Annotated in this window: 14 protein-coding genes and 1 riboswitch; of the genes, 8 read left to right on the forward strand and 6 right to left on the reverse strand. The window is 74.4% G+C overall.

Features of this window, described 5'->3' with window-relative positions:
* The first annotated feature begins 51 nt into the window (after positions 1-51).
* From AAC134_RS12530 to AAC134_RS12545, 4 genes are read left to right on the forward strand one after another with little or no spacing between them, the layout of a single operon-like run.
* Positions 52-1,314, forward strand: a complete 1,263-nt coding sequence (locus tag AAC134_RS12530) for a sarcosine oxidase subunit beta family protein (RefSeq protein ID WP_339949429.1) — start codon at positions 52-54, stop codon at positions 1,312-1,314.
* On the forward strand, positions 1,314-1,607 hold the full coding sequence (locus AAC134_RS12535; protein ID WP_339949430.1) for a sarcosine oxidase subunit delta: 294 nt from the start codon (positions 1,314-1,316) through the stop codon (positions 1,605-1,607). The genes AAC134_RS12530 and AAC134_RS12535 overlap by 1 nt, the downstream gene beginning before the upstream one ends.
* Positions 1,604-4,552: a 2Fe-2S iron-sulfur cluster-binding protein gene (locus tag AAC134_RS12540; RefSeq protein ID WP_339949431.1), complete on the forward strand. Its 2,949-nt coding sequence runs from the start codon at positions 1,604-1,606 to the stop codon at positions 4,550-4,552. Before AAC134_RS12535 ends, AAC134_RS12540 begins: the two co-directional genes overlap by 4 nt.
* The gene (locus AAC134_RS12545) at positions 4,545-5,045 is read left to right on the forward strand and encodes a hypothetical protein (RefSeq protein WP_339949432.1); all 501 of its coding nucleotides are present in this window, start codon (positions 4,545-4,547) and stop codon (positions 5,043-5,045) included. Before AAC134_RS12540 ends, AAC134_RS12545 begins: the two co-directional genes overlap by 8 nt.
* Before the next feature lie 104 nt (positions 5,046-5,149).
* Here the strand turns inward: AAC134_RS12545 and AAC134_RS12550 are convergent, their stop codons facing one another.
* The gene (locus tag AAC134_RS12550) at positions 5,150-5,941 is read right to left on the reverse strand and encodes a hypothetical protein (RefSeq protein ID WP_339949433.1); all 792 of its coding nucleotides are present in this window, start codon (positions 5,939-5,941) and stop codon (positions 5,150-5,152) included.
* Between the two features lie 116 nt (positions 5,942-6,057).
* Here AAC134_RS12550 and cobA point away from each other — a divergent pair, with 116 nt between their 5' ends.
* The 3 genes from cobA to AAC134_RS12565 all read left to right on the forward strand — a co-directional run bounded on the left by cobA (position 6,058) and on the right by AAC134_RS12565 (position 8,843).
* Complete coding sequence (gene cobA, locus AAC134_RS12555; protein ID WP_339949434.1) at positions 6,058-6,921, forward strand: uroporphyrinogen-III C-methyltransferase; 864 nt, start codon at positions 6,058-6,060, stop codon at positions 6,919-6,921.
* Between the two features lie 71 nt (positions 6,922-6,992).
* Positions 6,993-7,144, forward strand: a riboswitch (FMN riboswitch).
* 88 nt (positions 7,145-7,232) lie between these two features.
* Positions 7,233-7,733 (forward strand): 6,7-dimethyl-8-ribityllumazine synthase, encoded by a 501-nt coding sequence (locus tag AAC134_RS12560; RefSeq protein ID WP_339949435.1) that lies wholly within the window; start codon positions 7,233-7,235, stop codon positions 7,731-7,733.
* A 126-nt stretch (positions 7,734-7,859) separates the two neighbouring features.
* Positions 7,860-8,843 (forward strand): calcium-binding protein, encoded by a 984-nt coding sequence (locus tag AAC134_RS12565; RefSeq protein ID WP_339949436.1) that lies wholly within the window; start codon positions 7,860-7,862, stop codon positions 8,841-8,843.
* 35 nt (positions 8,844-8,878) lie between these two features.
* On the opposite strand, the gene AAC134_RS12570 is transcribed toward AAC134_RS12565, so the two are convergent.
* From AAC134_RS12570 to AAC134_RS12590, 5 genes are all read right to left on the reverse strand, one after another.
* The gene (locus AAC134_RS12570; protein WP_339949437.1) at positions 8,879-9,853 is read right to left on the reverse strand and encodes a phosphoribosylaminoimidazolesuccinocarboxamide synthase; all 975 of its coding nucleotides are present in this window, start codon (positions 9,851-9,853) and stop codon (positions 8,879-8,881) included.
* Between the two features lie 95 nt (positions 9,854-9,948).
* Entirely contained in the window at positions 9,949-10,932 is a 984-nt protein-coding gene (locus AAC134_RS12575) for a CoA ester lyase (protein WP_339949438.1), read from the reverse strand.
* A 237-nt stretch (positions 10,933-11,169) separates the two neighbouring features.
* Positions 11,170-12,186, reverse strand: coding sequence for a GDP-L-fucose synthase (locus tag AAC134_RS12580; RefSeq protein ID WP_339949439.1), 1,017 nt, complete (start codon positions 12,184-12,186; stop codon positions 11,170-11,172).
* A complete protein-coding gene (locus tag AAC134_RS12585) occupies positions 12,183-13,325 on the reverse strand; it encodes a glycosyltransferase (protein WP_339949440.1) in 1,143 nt (380 codons plus the stop codon). Before AAC134_RS12585 ends, AAC134_RS12580 begins: the two co-directional genes overlap by 4 nt.
* A 190-nt stretch (positions 13,326-13,515) precedes the next feature.
* Complete coding sequence (locus AAC134_RS12590) at positions 13,516-15,798, reverse strand: polysaccharide biosynthesis tyrosine autokinase (protein WP_339949441.1); 2,283 nt, start codon at positions 15,796-15,798, stop codon at positions 13,516-13,518.
* Positions 15,799-16,246: 448 nt separating this feature from the next.
* Between AAC134_RS12590 and AAC134_RS12595 the strand changes: the two genes are divergently transcribed.
* Positions 16,247-17,092, forward strand: coding sequence for a sugar transferase (locus tag AAC134_RS12595; protein WP_339949442.1), 846 nt, complete (start codon positions 16,247-16,249; stop codon positions 17,090-17,092).
* The last annotated feature ends 15 nt before the right edge of the window (positions 17,093-17,107 follow it).

The following is a 17,107-nucleotide window of genomic DNA, read 5'->3' on the forward strand; positions in this document are numbered from 1 at the left end:
GCCTAACCTCCGCGCCGGCGCCGCCCGCCCGAGAGCTTCGATGAGACCCGCGTGAGACCCTATTCCGCCCTCGACGTCCTGTGGAACGGCCTGACCGGCCAGCGCGGCTGGGCCCGCGCCTGGCGCGACCGCGAGCCCCGGCGCGCCTATGACGTCGTCATCGTGGGCGGCGGCGGCCACGGGCTCGCCACCGCCCACTACCTCGCCAAGAACCACGGCGTCCGCCGGGTCGCGGTGCTGGAACGCGGGCTGATCGGCCAGGGCAACGCCGGGCGCAACACCACCATCGTGCGCTCGAACTACATGCTGCCGGGCAACCGCGAGTTCTATGAGCACACCCTAAAGCTGTGGGAGGGGTTGAGCCAGGATCTCAACTACAACCTGATGTTCTCCCAGCGCGGCCACCTGGCGCTGAGCTTCGATCCCGGCTTCCGCGACGCCTTCGCGCGCCGCTACAACACGATGCGCATGACCGGATCCGACGGCGCCTGGCTGAGCCGGTCCGAGGTGCGGGCCCGCGCCCCCTGGCTCGACTGGTCCGGGACCGCCCGCTTCCCGATCGAGGGCGGGTTCCTCCAGCAACGCGCCGGGACCGCCCGCCATGACGCCCTGGTGTGGGGCTTCGCGCGGGCCGCCGACGCCCGCGGCGTGCACATCGTCCAGAACTGCGAGGTCACCGGCTTTGTGCGCGAGGCCGGCGCGATCGTGGGGGTCGAGACCTCCCGCGGGGAGATCCGCGCCGAAAAGGTGGCGCTCGCCGTCGCCGGCTCCACCGGCCCGCTGGCGCAGGCGGCGGGGTTGGGCAAGCTGCCGCTCGAGACCCACAAGCTGCAGGCCTTCGTGACCGAGCCGCTGAAGCCCATCGTCCACCAGGTGATCTCGTCGGCCCGGCAGGGCCTGTTCTACATGAGCCAGTCCGACAAGGGCGGCGTGGTGTTTGGCGGCGAGATCGACGGTCATCCCTCCTACGCCCAGCGCGGCGGGCTCGCGATGTACTCCGAGGTGATGTCCAAGGCGGTGGCGCTGGCCCCGTTCCTCGCCCGGGTGCGGGTGCTGCGGCAGTGGGCGGGGGTGATGGACATGTCGATGGACGGCTCGCCCTTCATCACCGCCACCGCGATCCCGGGCCTCTATTTCAACGCCGGCTGGAACTACGGGGGGTTCAAGGCGACGCCGGCCTCGGGCTGGTGCTACGCCCACACCATCGCCCGCGACGCCCCGCACGAGCTGAACGCCGCCTTCTCCCTCGACCGCTTCGCCCGCGGGCGCGAGCTGGACGAGGAGGCGACCGGCCCCACCCCGGGACTGCACTGATGAGACTCGCCTGCCCCTTCTGCGGCCCGCGCGACGCGGCCGAATTCGCCTATGAGGGCCCCTTCTGCGGCGACCCCGCAGCCGAGCGGCCGCCCCTCGCGGCCGGTCCCGCCGCCTGGGTGGAGGCGGTGTTCCTGCGCGACCAGCCCAGGGGCCCGACCCGCGAGCTGTGGCGCCACGTCCACGGCTGCGGCTGTTTCCTCGACGTCCTGCGCGACACCCTCAGCCATGAGGTCCTGTCGGTGGCCTTCGCCGACCCCGCCGACGCGCGCGCGATGAAAGCGAAACCATGAGCGGCTTTCGTCTTCGCGGCCACGACGCGGCGCCGGTCGCGTTCTCCTGGCAGGGGCGCGCGATGCGGGGCGCGCAGGGCGACACGCTCGCCGCTGCGCTGCTGGCCAACGGGGTGCGCACGGTGGGGCGCAGCTTCAAGCACCACCGCCCCCGAGGAATCATGTCGGCGGGCGAGGAGGAGGCCGGCGCGCTGGTCACGCTGGGCGAGGGCGCCCGGACCACGCCCAACCTGAAACCCTCGGTCGTGGAGCTCGAGGCGGGGCTGGTCGCGCGCGCCCAGAACTGCTGGCCCTCGCTCGGCTTCGATCTTGGGCAGGTCAACGACTGGCTCTCGCCGATCTTCGCGGCGGGGTTCTACTACAAGACCTTCATGGGCCCGGTCCCCGACACCCGCCTGTGGATGGCCTGCGAGCGGCTGATCCGCCGCGCGGCCGGGATGGGCGCGGCCTCGCCCCTGCCCGACCCCGACGCCTACGACCAGGTCAACGGGCATTGCGACGTGCTGGTGGCGGGCTCGGGCCCCGCGGGGCTCGCCGCGGCGCGGGAGGCGGCCGAGGCCGGCCTCGACGTGGTGCTGGCCGAGGCGGATTTCGCGCTGGGCGGGGACCTGCTGTCGGACGAGGGCCCCGAGGGGCTGGCCCGGGCGCTCTGCGACCTCGCCGCCCTGCCCAACGTCCGGCTGATGCCGCGCACGATGGTCTTCGGCCTCTACGACCACGGCCTCGCGGGCCTGATCGAGCGGCTGCCCGCCGGCCACGCCTTCCGCGAGCGGCTGCACGTCCTGCGCGCCGGGAAGGTGATCGCGGCCACCGGCGCGATCCAGCGCGGCTTCGTGTTCGGCGACAACGACCGGCCCGGGGTGATGTCGGCGGCCGCGGCGCGCACCTATCTGCGCCGCTTCGGCGTCGCCCCGGCGCGCGAGGTGGTGGTCGCGGGCGCCGAGGATTCGGCCTATGCGGCCTCGGTGGCGCTGGCGCAGGCGGGGCTCGACGTCATCCACCTCGAGGCGCGCGAGGCGGCGCCCGGGGCGCTCGCCGAGCAGGCCCGCGCCGCGGGCGTCGACCTGCGGCCGGGCTGGGTCCCGGTGCGCACGCAGGGCCATCCCCTGAGCGGAGAGCTGCGGGGACTGAGCGTCGGGCGTCACCTCGGCGGCGGGCGGGCGCGGGCCGAAATGCGGATCTCGGCCGAGGTTCTGGCGGTCTCGGGCGGCTGGTCCCCCGCGATCCACCTGACCACGCAGGCCCGCCAGAAGCCGGTGTGGTCGCCCGAGCTGGCCTGTTTCCTGCCCGGCGAGGGCGAGGTCCTGTCCTGCGGCGCCGCGGCCGGCGTCTGGAGCCGGGAGGGCGCCGAGACCTCGGGCCGCGCCGCCGGCCGGCTGGCCGCCATCGCCCTGCGCGCCACCCGCCGCCGGCCCCTGAAGGGCGCGGAGCCCGGCGGCGACGCGGCCCCGCCCGCGGAACTGTGGGAGGTCCGCCCCGCCGGCCGCCGCTTCCACGCGCCCGGCAAGGCCTATGTCGACCCGCTGCACGACGTGACCGCCGAGGATGTGCGCCTGGCCCACCAGGAGGGGTTCGCGGCGCCCGAGCACATGAAGCGCTACACCACGCTGGGCATGGCGCCCGACCAGGGCAAGGCGGGCGGGGTGCTGGGGCTGGCGGTGCTGGCGGCCGCGCGAGGGGAGGCGACCTCGGCCCTCTCGCCCACCACTTTCCGGCCGCCCTATGCGCCTGTGTCCATGGGGGTTTTCGCGGGCCTCGACCGCGGCGCCGGCTGGGCGCCCGTTCGCCGCACGCCCTTTCACGCGCAGGCCGAGGCCGAGGGCGCCGTGTTCGTCGACGCCGGCCTGTGGAAGCGCGCCTGGTATTTTCCGCGGGCGGGCGAGGACCTGACCGCCGCCGCGATGCGCGAGGCGGCGAGGGTGCGCGCCTCGGTCGGGGTCGCCGACGTCTCGACGCTGGGGAAGTTCGAGGTGCAGGGGCCGGATGCGGCCGCCTTCCTCGATGCGCTGTTCTCCAACCGCATGGGCGCGCTGGCGGTCGGCCGGGCCCGCTACGGCTTCCTGCTGCGCGAGGACGGGGTCGTGCTCGACGACGGCACGGCCTGGCGGCTGGGCGAGGAGCGGTTCCTCGTCACCTGCACCACCGCGCAGGCCGCCGCGGTCGAGGCGCATTTCGCCCGCTGGCGCTTCCGCCTGCCCGACCTGGAGGTCAGCGTGGACGAGGTGACCGAGGCCTGGTGCGGCCTCGCGCTCGCCGGTCCCCGCTCCCGCGTCGTGCTGGCGGCGCTGACCGGGGCGGACGTCTCCGACGCCGCCCTCCCTCACCTGGGCGTGCGGGAGATGACGGTCGCGGGCGCCCCGACCCGGGTCGCGCGCCTGTCCTTCTCGGGCGAGCGGGCCTTCGAGGTCATGGTCCCCCCCGAGGCCGCCCCCGCCCTGTGGGACGCCGCGCTGAGCGCCGCCCGCGCCGAGGGCGGCGGGCCCTACGGCCTTGAGGCGCTGGATATCCTGCGGGTCGAGAAGGGCCACGTGACGGGGCGCGAGATCGACGGCCGGGCGACGCTGGGCGACCTCGGGATGCCGGGCATGGCCTCGCGCGCCAAGGACTTCGTCGGCCGGGCGCTGATGGAGCGCGAGGGGCTGGTCGACCCCGCGCGCCCCGCGCTGATCGGCCTGCGGCCGGTGGAGGCGGAGGCGAAGGTCGCCGCCGGCGCCCTGCTGCATCCCCTGGGCGAGGAGACGGGGCGCGGGATCGGGCATGTCTCGTCGGTCGCGGACTCGCCGGCGCTGGGGATGCGGGTGGCGCTGGGCTTCGCGGCCGGCGGGCTGGCGCGCTGGGACGGCAGGTTGCTGATGGCCAAGGACCCGATCTCGGGCCGCGACGTGAAGCTGCGCGCCGGCCCGCCCTGTTTCCTCGATCCGGAGGGGGAGCGCCTGCATGGCTGAGCCCGTCGCCCTGCGCCCCTGCCCCGCCTGCTGGCAGGCGAGCGTCCCCGCAGCCCTCGCCGCCACGGCGCCGCGCCTGCTGGCCGAGGCGCTGGGCGCCCCGCCGCCCGCGCCCGGCGCCACGCTCTCGACGCCCGAGGGCCTGCTGTGGCGCGCCGCCCCCCGCGCCTGGCGGCTGCTGGGCGAGGGCCACGGCGCGCCGGCGCCCGCGGCCCTTGCGCTCCCCGGCGCGGCGCTCACGGACCTGGGCCCCGGCCTCTCGATCCTGTCGCTGCGCGGTCCCCTGGCTGGCGATCTGGCCGCCCGCGCCGTGCCGCTCGACCTGCGCGCGGCCGCCTTCCCGCCGGGCGCGGTCGCCGCCACGGTCCACCGCCACGCGGGCGTGACGCTGTTCCGGCGCGAGGGGGGCTTCGACCTGCTGGTCCCGCGCAGCCTGGGCGCGGATTTCGCCGCGCGGCTGGAGCGGATCGCCGGGATGCTGGCCGCCGGCTGACAGCGGCGGGCGCCCCGGGCTTGACCCGGGGCCTCCTGCGCAATGCCCGCGGCCGGGGCGCCGCGGCGGGGCCTGCGAGCGACGGGGGCCGGCCTGCGCCGTGTTCAGAAGTCCCCGGGCGGGGGCGGGGGCGGAATCGCGATCTCGGTCCCGTGGCCTGCGCCGATCTCTAGGCCCCCCTCCCGGGTCACCGAGAACTCGGTGATCGCCAGCCAGCCCTCGCCGCCGGTGATCTCGGGGCCGAATTCGACGCTGGTCAGCCAGCCGTCGGCATCGACCCGTCCCTCGGCCGCGAGGCGGGTCAGCAGGGCGCCCAGGTCCAGCTCGCCGCGGCGCAGGCCCTCGCCGGTCTCGGGCAGCCAGGCGAAATAGCCCCAGCTCTCGCCCGGCGCGTTGCCATGGTCGGGATCGTGGTGGAGCGGACCCGCAAGCCCCCCCTGCGAGACCTGGTCCGCGACCTCGCCCGAGGAGGGGAACTCCCCCCGCTTCACCCAGACCATCACCTCCTGGCGGATCGCCTGCGGGCCGCCCTGGGGCGCGGACGAGATCCACAGGTCGAAGGCGAGGTTGAAGCGGCCGGTCTCGCCGCCCCAGTCGACGTTCCAGCGCGCGGTCAGCCCCTCGACCCCGGAGATCGGCAGCGGCAGGAGGTCGCCGCCCGCCGGGCCGCCCCAGGGCTTGGCGCCCACGATCAGCTCGGGGAAGCCCAGCACGCGGCCGTCGCCCTCGGGCCAGGCCCATTCGAACCGCACGCCGTCCGACAGGTCGCCGCCATGCAGGACCCGTTGCGTGTAGTCGCGCCCGGCGACCAGCGCCTCGCGGCCCCAGGTGTTGTTCATCGCGACCGCCGCGCCCAGGGCCGCGGTCGCGTCGTCGTCGTCCAGAACGCCGTCCATGCGCGCCCTCCCTGCGCGGCATGGCGCGCAGGGAATGCGGCCGCGTCAAGGCGCCTGCGACTCCCGATCCCACCCGCGGGGCTGGCCGGCCCCGTCCCCGCGTCGTAATTGGGGCCATGAGCACCGCCGACGCCCCCGCCGAGAGCTTCCCGCCCCCGGGCCACGACTGGCCCGAGATGCTGCCCGGCTGGGTCTGGCTGGCCGGCGCCGGTCCGGGCGACCCGGGCCTTTTGACGCTGCACGCGCTCAACGGCCTGCGCCAGGCCGAGGTGGTGGTCTACGACGCGCTGGTCGACAACCGGGTGCTGGACTTCGCCCGCAAGGACGCCGAGCTGATCTTCGCGGGCAAGCGCGGGGGCAAGCCCTCGGCCAAGCAGCGCGACATCTCGCTGCGGCTGGTGGAGCTGGCGCGCGCCGGCAAGCGGGTGCTGCGGCTCAAGGGCGGCGACCCGTTCGTCTTCGGCCGCGGCGGGGAGGAGGCGCAGACCCTGGTCCAGCACGGCGTGCCGATCCGCATCATTCCCGGCATCACCGCGGCCATCGGCGGACTCGCCTACGCCGGCATCCCCGTCACCCATCGCGACGTCAACCAGTCGGTGACCTTCCTGACCGGCCACGATGCGCGCGGCGAGGCGCCCGCCGCGATCGACTGGCACTCGATCGCCAAGGGCAGCCAGGTGGTCGTGGTCTACATGGGCCTGCGCACGCTGGGGGAGCTGGCGCGCCAGTTCATCAACGCCGGCCGCTCCCCCGACGAGCCGGTGGCGATCGTCCAGGACGCCACCCTGCCCGGGCAGCGGGTGCTCGAGACGACGCTGATCCGCGCTGCGGACGACGTGGCCGCCGCCGGGCTGGTCCCCCCCGCCATGGTCTGCATCGGCCGCGCCGCCCTGATGCGCCGGGCCCTGGCCTGGTGGCAGGACGAGAGCCCGACCGACCTCGACCCCCTGGGCCGCGGACGCCCGGCCGAGGAGCCCTGAGGCCCCCTCCAAACGATCTTTACGTTTCCCTGCCGAACGGCTAGTTGTTTCGCGCCTCGCCATGCGGCGGGGCGAGTTCTCGGGGCGGGGTGAAAGTCCCCACCGGCGGTGATGGCCGAAAGGCATGAGCCCGCGAGCGCCTTTCTCTGTCAGGGGAAAGGGTCAGCAGAGCCCGGTGGGATCCCGGCGCCGACGGTCACAGTCCGGATGGAAGAGAACGGGACGGCGCCACGGGCGCCCGTGCGGCTGCGCGCGGGCCGGGGGGCGTCGGCTCCGTCGTCCCGGTTCATACGGTTCGCAAGGAGGACCCCATGGATCGGACCCAGACTACCGAAACCGAAATCGCAACCCGCGCCCCCGGACAGGGCCCGCGCGTCGCCTTCGTCCGCGCCCGCTGGCACGCGGACGTGGTCGACCAGGCGCGCGAAGGCTTCCTGCTGGAACTGGCGCGCCTGACCAACGGCGCGGGCGCCGTCGAGACCTTCGACGTCCCCGGCGCCTTCGAGATCCCGCTGCTGGCCAAGAAGCTGGCCCAGTCCGGCCGCTTCGACGCGGTGGTCGGCGCGGCCTTCGTGGTCGACGGCGGCATCTACCGGCACGAGTTCGTGGCCCAGGCCGTGGTCTCGGCCTTCATGCAGGTGGGGCTCGAGACCGGGGTGCCGGTGCTGTCGGTCTCGCTGACCCCGCAGGCCTATCAGGAGACGGACGCCCACACCGGCTTCTTCCGCGAGCATTTCGTGGGCAAGGGCGAGGAGGCGGCCCGCGCCGTGGTCGGCACGCTCGACGCCCACGCCCGGGCGCAGGCCGCCTGATCGCCAAGCGACCGGGGGCGTGCGCCGCGCCCCCGGCCCGACCGTTGCCGCCCTGAAGAATTGACGCGGCGTCGCCCCGACGGCAGAAAGACCCCTGGGGGATTTCCTGAACAGGGGGGAGCGGTCATGCTCGCCAGCATTGCGCCGATCTTCGGCTACGCCGACACGGTGCTCGATTTCCACAACTCAGGCGCGGGGCCGATCGACGACGAGCCCTACGGCGGCGACTACGACGGCTTTTCGGGAACCTACCCGGTCCCGATCGAGCTGACCGCAGCGCTGGGCGCCGACCCGGGCCCCGTGGTCGATTTCGTCTCGCTGCCCACCGGCTCCCACATCACGGTCGGCTTCCTCGACGAGGTGGTGATCGACGGGGCGGGCGACGACATCTTCGTGACCGAGGTCGCCAACAACTCCGAGGCGGCGGAGGTCTTCGTCTCCTCCAACGGCGTCGACTTCGTGCTGCTGGGCGAGGCGGGAGGCGGGACGACGGCCTCGTTCGATCTCGCCGACATCGGCTTCAAGGGCATCGTGACCGCGGTGAAGATCGTCGGGCTGGACGCCAACGGCGGCTCGCCGGGCTTCGACGTGGTCAACGTGCGCGTGGTCGGCGAGGGATCGGGCGTCGACCTGAGCGAGGACAACGACCTCGAGGGCAGCGGCGCGGACGACGTCGTGGACCTGCAGGGCGGCGACGACGTCTTCGACGGGCGCGGCGGCGACGACCATGTCGACGGCGGCGCCGGCAAGGACAAGCTCTCGGGCGGCAAGGGGCGCGACGCGCTCTCGGGCGACGGGGGGCGCGACAAGCTCTGGGGCGGCGGCGGCAAGGACGAGATCGACGGCGGCGCCGGCAACGACAAGCTGTGGGGCGGCGCCAAGGCCGACCGCTTCGTGTTCGAGAGCGGCGACGGCCGCGACAAGGTCATGGACTTCGCCGGCCGCGACCGCATCGACCTGCGCGGCCACGACGAGGCCGGCGGCTTCCGCGCCCTGAAGAAGGACTTCGCCGATGTGAAGGCCGGCGTGAAGATCGGCGTCGGCGACGACGCGATCGTGCTGGTCGACGTCGAGGCGCAGGACCTCGACAAGGGCGACTTCCTGCTCTGAGGCGCGCGTCGGGGCGGGGCCCGCGCGGTCCCGCCTCAGACGGCGAAGAAGGGCGCGAGGTTGGCGCGCACCCGGGCGAGCGGCGTCTCGCCCGACAGGTCGGGCGCGAAGGGCGCGCCGGTGATCGCCTGGAAGGCGTCGGCGTAGACCTTGGCGGTCGTGGCGATCAGGTCGGCGGGGATCTCGGGCAACGGGTCCGAGTAGGGGTCGCAGCGCGCCTCGACCCACGAGCGGATCACGTCCTTGTCGAAGGAGGGCGGGCGGCCCCCGGTCTCGAGCGCCGCCGCATAGCCCCGCGCGATCCAGTAGCGGGAGCTGTCGGGGGTGTGGATCTCGTCGGCCAGCAGGATCGCGCCGGTCTCGTCCACGCCGAACTCGTACTTGGTGTCGACCAGGATCAGGCCGCGCTCGGCCGCCTCGGCCTGGCCGCGGGCGAACAGCGCCAGCGCATAGTCCTGCACCTTGTCCCACTGCGCCGCGGTCAGCAGCCCCTGCGAGAGGATCTCGGCCCCGGTCAGCGGCTCGTCATGGCCGCCGTCGAAGGCTTTCGAGGTGGGGGTTATGATCGCCTCGGGCAGGGCCTGGTTGGCGCGCAGGCCGTCGGGGAAGCGGTGGCCGTACATCTCGCGCTGGCCCTTGCGGTAGCGGGTGAGGATCGAGGTCGAGGTCGAGCCCGCCAGATAGCCGCGCACCACCACCTCGACCGGCAGGATCGTCAGCCGCTTGCCGATCACCACGTTGGGGTCGGGGTAGGCCAGCACATGGTTGGGGCAGATGTCGGCGGTGCGCTCGAACCAGTGGCGCGCGATCTGGGTCAGCGCCTGGCCCTTGAAGGGGATGCAGGCCAGGATCCGGTCGAAGGCCGAGATCCGGTCCGAGGCGATCAGGATCCTCCGCGCCCCATGCTCCGCGTCGGCGGGCAGGTCGTAGCAGTCCCGCACCTTGCCGAAATAGGGATCGGGAAGCTCGGGGATGCGGGCTTCGGCCAGGATGCGCTCGGACGGGGACATGGGCAGGGGCTCGGGTCTGGGGACGGGGGCGAGAAAGGCATGCGCCGGCCGTCAGGAGACGGCCGGCGCACGGACCTGGCAAGGGCGGGCGCGGCTCAGCCCGCGGCGATCATGTCGGCCTGCTTCACGATCACCTGCGCCTGGCGCACCGAGGCGAGGTCCACCAGCCGGCCCTTGTAGGTGACGGCGCCGGCGCCCGAGCGGGTCGCCTCCTCCATCGCCGCAAGGATCTCTCGCGCCTCGGTCACGGCTTCCTCGGAGGGGGTGAAGACCTCGTTGGCGAGCGCGATCTGGTTGGGGTGGATCGCCCACTTGCCCACCATGCCCATGGTCGCCGAGCGGCGGGCCTGGGCGCGGTAGCCCTCGGGGTCGGAGAAGTCGCCGTAGGGCCCGTCGACCGGCAGGATCCCGTGGGTCCGGCAGGCCGAGACGATGGACGAGGTCACATGGTGCCAGGGGTCGGGGTAGGAGATCGCGCGCTCGCCCTCGCCGGTCCCGGAGGCGTCGGCCAGCATGTAGTAATTCTTCTGCGTCCCGCCGATGCCGGTGGTCGACATGCCCATCGAGGCGGCGAAGTCGGCCGCGCCCAGGCTCATCGCCTGCAGGCGGGGGGAGGAGGCGGCGATCTCCTCGACATGGGCGAGGCCGGCGGCGGTCTCGATGATCACCTCGAGGGCGACGCGCTTCTCGGCGCCCTTGGCGGCCTCGATGGCGCTGACCAGGGCGTCGACGGCGTAGACGTCGGCCGCGCAGCCCACCTTGGGGATCATGAACATGTCGAGGCGGCCGTTGGTCTCCTCGAGCACCTCGACCACGTCGCGATACCAGAACGGGGTGTCGAGGCCGTTGATCCGCACGCAGACGGTCTTCTTGCCCCAGTCGATGGTGTTGATCGCCTCGATGATGTTCTTGCGGGCCTGGGGCTTGTCGGCGGGGGCGACGGCGTCCTCGAGGTCCAGGTTGATCACATCGGCGGCCGAGGCGGCCATCTTGGGAAACAGCTTGGTGTTCGAGCCCGGGCCGAAGAGCTGGCAGCGGTTGGGGCGCGCCGGGGGCGTGGGCTGGACCTTGAAGCTCATGGCGGTTCCTTCGCGACAGAAAAAGTCCTGGAGGGTCGCGGGAGGGCTAGATTATGTCGCGCCCCTCGTCAACGCGACGCGGCGGCCCGAGGGGGCGGCGCAAAGAGTCGCCGCCGGCGCCGGCGGCGGCCGGGGAAGCCGCGGCGCGACGGTCCCGCCCGTGGCGCGCGCACGCCCGCCGCGGCGGGTCGGGCGCGGCGCCGGTGGCGGGGGTCTCCTGTCGGACGAGGGCGGGGGCTAGCCGCCGCGGCGGCTCTCCCGGCCGGCCCGCCAGTCCGCCATCGCCTGGGCGACGCCCTCGGCCAGCGGACGGGCCCCGTCCCAGCCCAGCGCCAGCAGGCGCGAGCGGTCGACCAGCTTTCGCGGCGTGCCGTCGGGTTTCGAGGGATCGAAGACCAGCGGCGGGGCGGGCCTGTCGGGAAGGGCGGCGGCTTGCGCGCAGAGGCCGGCGAGGCGGCGGATCGAGACCTCCTCCCCCGAGCCGACGTTGATCGGGAGGTCGTCGGAATACCGCTCCATCAGGAAGACCAGCGCGTCGGCGAGGTCGTCGGCGTGCAGGAACTCGCGCAGCGGCGCGCCGCTGCCCCAGACATGCAGGGGGCGGCCGGCGTCCGCGGCCTCGGCGGCGCGGCGGATCAGGGCCGGCAGGACGTGGGAGCCGGTGGGGTCGTAATTGTCGCCCGGCCCGTAAAGGTTCGTGGGCTGGGCGGCGATGAAGTCGGCGCCGTGCTGGCGGCGATAGGCCTGGGCCATCTTCAGACCGGCGATCTTGGCGACCGCATAGGCCTCGTTGGTGGCCTCGAGCGGGCCGGTGAGCAGCGCCTCCTCGGGGATCGGCTGGGGGGCGTCGCGGGGGTAGATGCACGAGGAGCCCAGAACCATCAGCTTCTCGACGCCCGCCCGCCAGGCCTCATGGATCACGGCGAGCTGGATGGCGAGGTTGTCGCGCAGGAAGTCCGCGGGTCGGGTGCGGTTGGCCTCGATGCCCCCGACGCGGGCGGCGGCGAGGAACACCGCCTGCGGCCGGGTGGCGGCGAAACGGGCGGCGACGGCGGCGGGGTCGGCGAGGTCGAGCTCGGCGCGCGAGGCGGTGATCACCTCGCACTCCGCCTGCGCCAGGCGCCGGACGAGGGCGGCGCCGACCATGCCGGCGTGTCCCGCCACGAAGACCCGGCGGCCGGCGAGAGGGTAGATCGCGGGCGCGCGCCGGGAGCTGGGCGCGGCAAGCGCGGCGGCGGAGGCAGGTGGGGTCATGGCAGGGATCTCTCGGTGACGAGGACGGCCAGCGCCCGGGCCCCGGCCTCTGCCGCCGCATCCGCCCGGGCGCGGGCGGCGCGGCCGGCCTCGGCCAGGGCCTCGGGGTCGGCCTGCAGGGCGACGAGTCGGTCGAGCGCCCAGGGGCCGAAGGGGCGCGCAGGGTCGAGGTGGAAGCCGGGCGGCGTCTGCTCGGGGATCGCGCCGCGGCCCCAGGCGAGGCTCGGCACGCCGGCGAAGGCGGCCTCCCAGATCACCGCGGGCTCCGCCTCGTCGGTGTGGGTCGTGGGCAGCGCGAAGACGTCGATCCCGGCGTAAAAGGCGGCCTTGGCCTCTCCCGACACGGCGCCGCCCGTCCAGGAGAGCCGCTCGGGCAGCCGCAGGAGGGCGGCGAGCAGCGCCTCGCGGTCCGCCGCGGCCTCGACCGGACCGGCAAGACGCACCTCGAGCGGCAGGGCCCGGGCCTCGGCCGCCTCGGCGAGCGCGATCATCTCGTGCAGGCCCTTCTCCGAGGTCAGGTTGGCGAGCAGCCCGACGCGCAGCGGACCCGGGGAGCGGGGGCCGCGGGGGGGCAGGCGCCACGGGTCGGGCCGCAGGAAGGCGGCGTTGGGGATCACGAGGTCGCGGGCGCCTTGCCCGCCATAGGCCTCGCGAAACCGCGCGCGCATGCCCTCGGACAGGAACACGTGGTCGAGCGCCGGCCCGCCGGCCGCCAGCATCAGGCGCATCCGCCCGTCGGGCCGGTCGAGATAGGCGAAGGAGTGGTGGTGCAGCCGCAGCCGCATCCCCAGCGCGCGGGCCAGCGCGATCAGGGCCAGCTGGTGCAGCCGCCCCCAGCCGCCGTCGCAGGCGAGGTAGGCGCGGCGGCCGCCCAGCAGCCGCGCGCGCGCCAGCGAGGCGGCCGCGCGCAGGGTCCGCGCCAGGCGCACCGGATGGCGCAGCGCGCCCCGCGCGGCCCCCGGCGAGAGCGAGCGGCAAGGCGCCGGGCCCGTCGTCGCCAGCCAGCCGGCGGCGGCGAGCGTGATCGTCGCCTGCCCGGTCACCGGCGGCGGCAGGTTGCCGATCACCGGCAGCGGCGCGACGCGCCGCGTCTCCGGCAGGGCGGCAGGGGAGGCGGGCAGATATGCCGCGGGCTTCATCCCGGCGTCTCCGGGGAGCGCGGCCCCCCGCGGCTCCCGATCGCGCGGCCCCGCGGCGCCGGGCGGTCGGTCGGCCGGATACCGCGCGCCTCCGCCTCGGCGGGCGCGCCGCGGAGCGCCGCCGAGACGCCGCCGGGCCGGACGGAGCGCCCCCGGAGCCTCCGCCGGGGCTGACGGGCTGCCTCGCCGCTCATGTCGTGTAGTACCGCTTGGCCGCCGCCGCCCCGTAGCCATAGCCGTAGCCGTAGCCGGCATAGCCGTAGCGGGCGAGGCCCTTGGGGTCGGCCTGGGTCAGGGTCAGCCCGGTCACCCGCAGCCCGATCTGGTCGAACAGGTCGAGACCGGCCTTCACCATCTCCTTGCCCGTCGCGTTCCAGCGCACGGCGTAGAGCACCGCATCCGCCCGCCCCGCGATCACCCGCGCGTCGGGGACCGCCAGCACCGGGGGCGTGTCGATGAAGATGAAGTCGTAGCGCTCGCGCAGCTCCTCCATGAGTTCCTCGAACCGATCGGAGCTGAACACGTCGGCCGCGTTGGCGCGGCTGCGCTGGCCGGTGAGCACGTCGAGCCCGGTGGTCGGATCGTGGCGGATCGCCTGATCGGCCGTCGCCTGGCCCGAAAGGACCGAGAGCAGGCCGGTGCTCTCGTCCAGGCCGAAATAGGCCTGGAACACCCGCCGGCGAAGGTCGCACTCCATCACCAGCACCCGCTTGCCCAGCGCCGCGGCGTTCTGGGCGAGCATCAGCGTGGTCGTCGTCTTGCCCTCGCCCGGCACCGAGGAGGTGACCATCACCACCTGCGGGCGCCGGTCGACGTTCGACAGCAGCACCGAGGTCCGCAGGTTGCGCACCGCCTCGGCCAGCGCCGAGGAGGGTTTCTCGACCAGCAGCTTCAGCGCCGCCCCCCGCCGTCGCGAGGGCGCGTCGGGGATCACCCCCATCACCTTCAGACCGGTTGCGGCCTCCAGCGGCTCGGGCCCGCGCACCCGGTCGTCGAGCGTCTCGCGCGCCAGCGCCCAGCCGACGCCGACCGCCAGGCCCAGCGCCACGGCCACCGCAAGCGTCAGTCCCTTGCGCGGCGAGGCGGGGTCCAGCGGCGCCACGCCCGGCGACAGGATCCGGCTGTCGGCCTCCTGGATGCCCTGCTGGACCGAGGTCTCCTTCATGCGGCCGAGGAAGTATTCGTAGAGCAGGCGGCTCGCCTCGGCCTCGCGCTGGAGCTGGCGGAGACGGACAAGATCCTCGGATTGTTCGGAGATCCGCCCCTCCAGCTCGCCGATCGAGGTCTCGATTCCCTGGGCCTGGGCGATGTGGCGCGTGCGCTCGCGCTCCAGCCGCTCGAGTGCGACGGCGAGCATCGCGTCGAAGCGCGGGGCCAGCGCCGCCTCGCGCCCGGCGCCGCCGGGTCGGGCGAGGTCCACGGCCAGCGCCTCCAGCCGGCGGTCGCCCAGCAGCGCGGCGGCCTCGGCCCGGGCGGCGTCGGCCTCGGGCGCCTCGGGGGCTGCGGCGGCGACGCGGGCGGCAAGGGCGGCGATCCGCTCGATCAGCAGGCCGGCCTCTCCCGCGCGCGCGTCCAGTTCGGCCCGACGCTCGCGCAGCTCCTTCATCTGCCGGTTCGAGGCTTCGAGGGACGCCTCCGAGATCAGCGAGGTGGAGGCGGAATAGTTCTTCACCTGCTCCTCGGCGGTCTCGAGGTCGATCTGGAGATCGGCCACGCGCTCGCTCAGCCAGGAGGTGGCGCGGCGGGTCGCCTCGAATTTCGCTTCGAGCTGATCGAGGATGTAGAGGTCCGCTATCGTATTGGCGATGAGGGCGGACTTGTTGGCGCTCTGGCTCTCGACCCGGATCACGAAGACGTAGGAGAGCGGCACGTTCTGCACCCGCAGCCGCTCGAGCAGCCGATCGATCGCAGTCTGGCGGCGGCGGAAGGCGGGATCCTCGACGGCGGGCGTCTCGCCCGCGCCGAGCAGATCGAATGCGGGACCCAGCGTCTCGCCCAGCGTGCTCTCCACGGTCCGGCGGAGGCCCGCAAGGGCGCGCTCGCCGAGGCCCGGCGCGGCGAGATCGGGGTTGAACTCGGGGTCCGCCTCGAGGTCCAGCCGGGCGACCACGCGGTCCAACAGGTTGCGCGAGCGCAGGACCTCGACCTCGGTGTTCACCACCGAACTGTCGGCCGAGAGGCCCGACATCACCGATTCGATGTCCACCACCTGCGCCTCGCGCGTGTCGAGGACCACGGTCGCCTCGGCCTGCCACATCGGGGTCGCGGCCAGCAGCCGCCAGGCCGCCAGCGCCAGGGCCAGCGCGAGGACCAGCGCAATGCGCCAGGCCTCCCGCCGCAGCAGGCGCAGCAGGGCCTTGGGCTCGAACAGGTCGGGGGCGGGCGCCGGCAGGCGACGGTGAGGCAGCGCCCGCGGCGAGGCGACGGCGGGTCGCGAATCGCGCGTCTGCGGGAGCGGAGTCTGGTCGTTCATCGAGCGGCTCCGGAATCGGGGAAAAGGCAGGGCGGCCGGCCGGCGGAATTCTTCCCGCCGGCGGGGGCGGCCCGCAGGGCTGAAACGAGCCTCGGCCGAAAGAGGGTTCGGTCGCGCCACATCTCGGATCAGGTCCCTTCGTCAGGACGCAGGCGACGCCGCGGCGCGGCGCCGACCGGCTGTTCCGCCGGCCCGTTCACCTTTCGCCGCCAAACTTAAGGGCGAGTTAACCAATTCGGGGAAATCTCCTGCTCGAGGAAGGGAGCGATGGGGGACCTGACAGGCGACCGCACGGAATCGGGGGGACACCCCGGCGCCGACGGCCCGCCCGACGGGTTGACGGACGGAGAGCCGAATGGCGATCACGCCGCCTCGCGCCGCATCGCGGACGCACGCAACGCCGGTCCCGACGTCTTTCGAGGCCAGGGCCGACACGCCGGCGCGGCCGATGTCGACCCCGCACGCCGAGCGCGCCGCCGCCGGCGCGCCAGACGACGCCTCCCTGGCCGCGGAGGACCGCGCCTCCCTGCGCCGACGGCGCGCCCTGGATTTCCGCGCGACTCCCTCCTGGCCGAACCTTCGGCTGGTGGCCGACGCCGCGCGGCGCCACGAGGGGGAGACATCCAGCGACCCCTGCCGTCGGCGACCGCCGGTGTTCGCGCCGCCGCGCGGCTTCTACGCCGTCTACGCCAAGCGCTGGCTGGACCTGGCGCTGGTGCTGCTGGCGGCCCCGATCGCGGCGCCGCTGGTGGCGCTGCTGGCGGCCTGGGTGCGGCTCGACCCCCGCTCGGGTCGTGCGCCGGCCTTCTACGGGCAGCCGCGCGTGGGCCGCGGCGGACGGCGCTTCACCTGCTGGAAGATCCGCACCATGGCCCCGGACGCCGAAGCGGAGCTGGACCGCCTGTTGGCCTCCGATCCCGCCTCGGCGGCGGAGTGGGAGCGTCGCCAGAAGCTCGAGCGCGACCCGCGGGTGATCCCCGCCGGGCGCCTGCTGCGACGCTCCTCGCTCGATGAGCTGCCCCAGCTCTGGAACATCCTGGCGGGGGACATGAGCCTCGTCGGTCCACGCCCCTTCACCCCCTCGCAACGCCGGATGCACGCGCTGCCCGAGCTCTACGAAAGCCTGCGCCCCGGCCTCACCGGCTACTGGCAGATCGGTCCGCGCGGAGAGGGCGGGGATTTCGCCCTGCGCGCGGTCGAGGACGCCCGCTACTGGCGCGAGCTGTCGCTGGCGGTCGACCTGAAGGTGATCCTGCGCACCGCAGCGATCGTCCTGAAGGGAGACGGCCGGTGAGCCCGCCCCTCCCCT

Origin of the sequence: uncultured Albimonas sp. (genome assembly GCF_963977235.1) — a bacterium.
In the GTDB taxonomy this organism is placed as follows: Bacteria; Pseudomonadota; Alphaproteobacteria; order Rhodobacterales; family Rhodobacteraceae; genus Albimonas.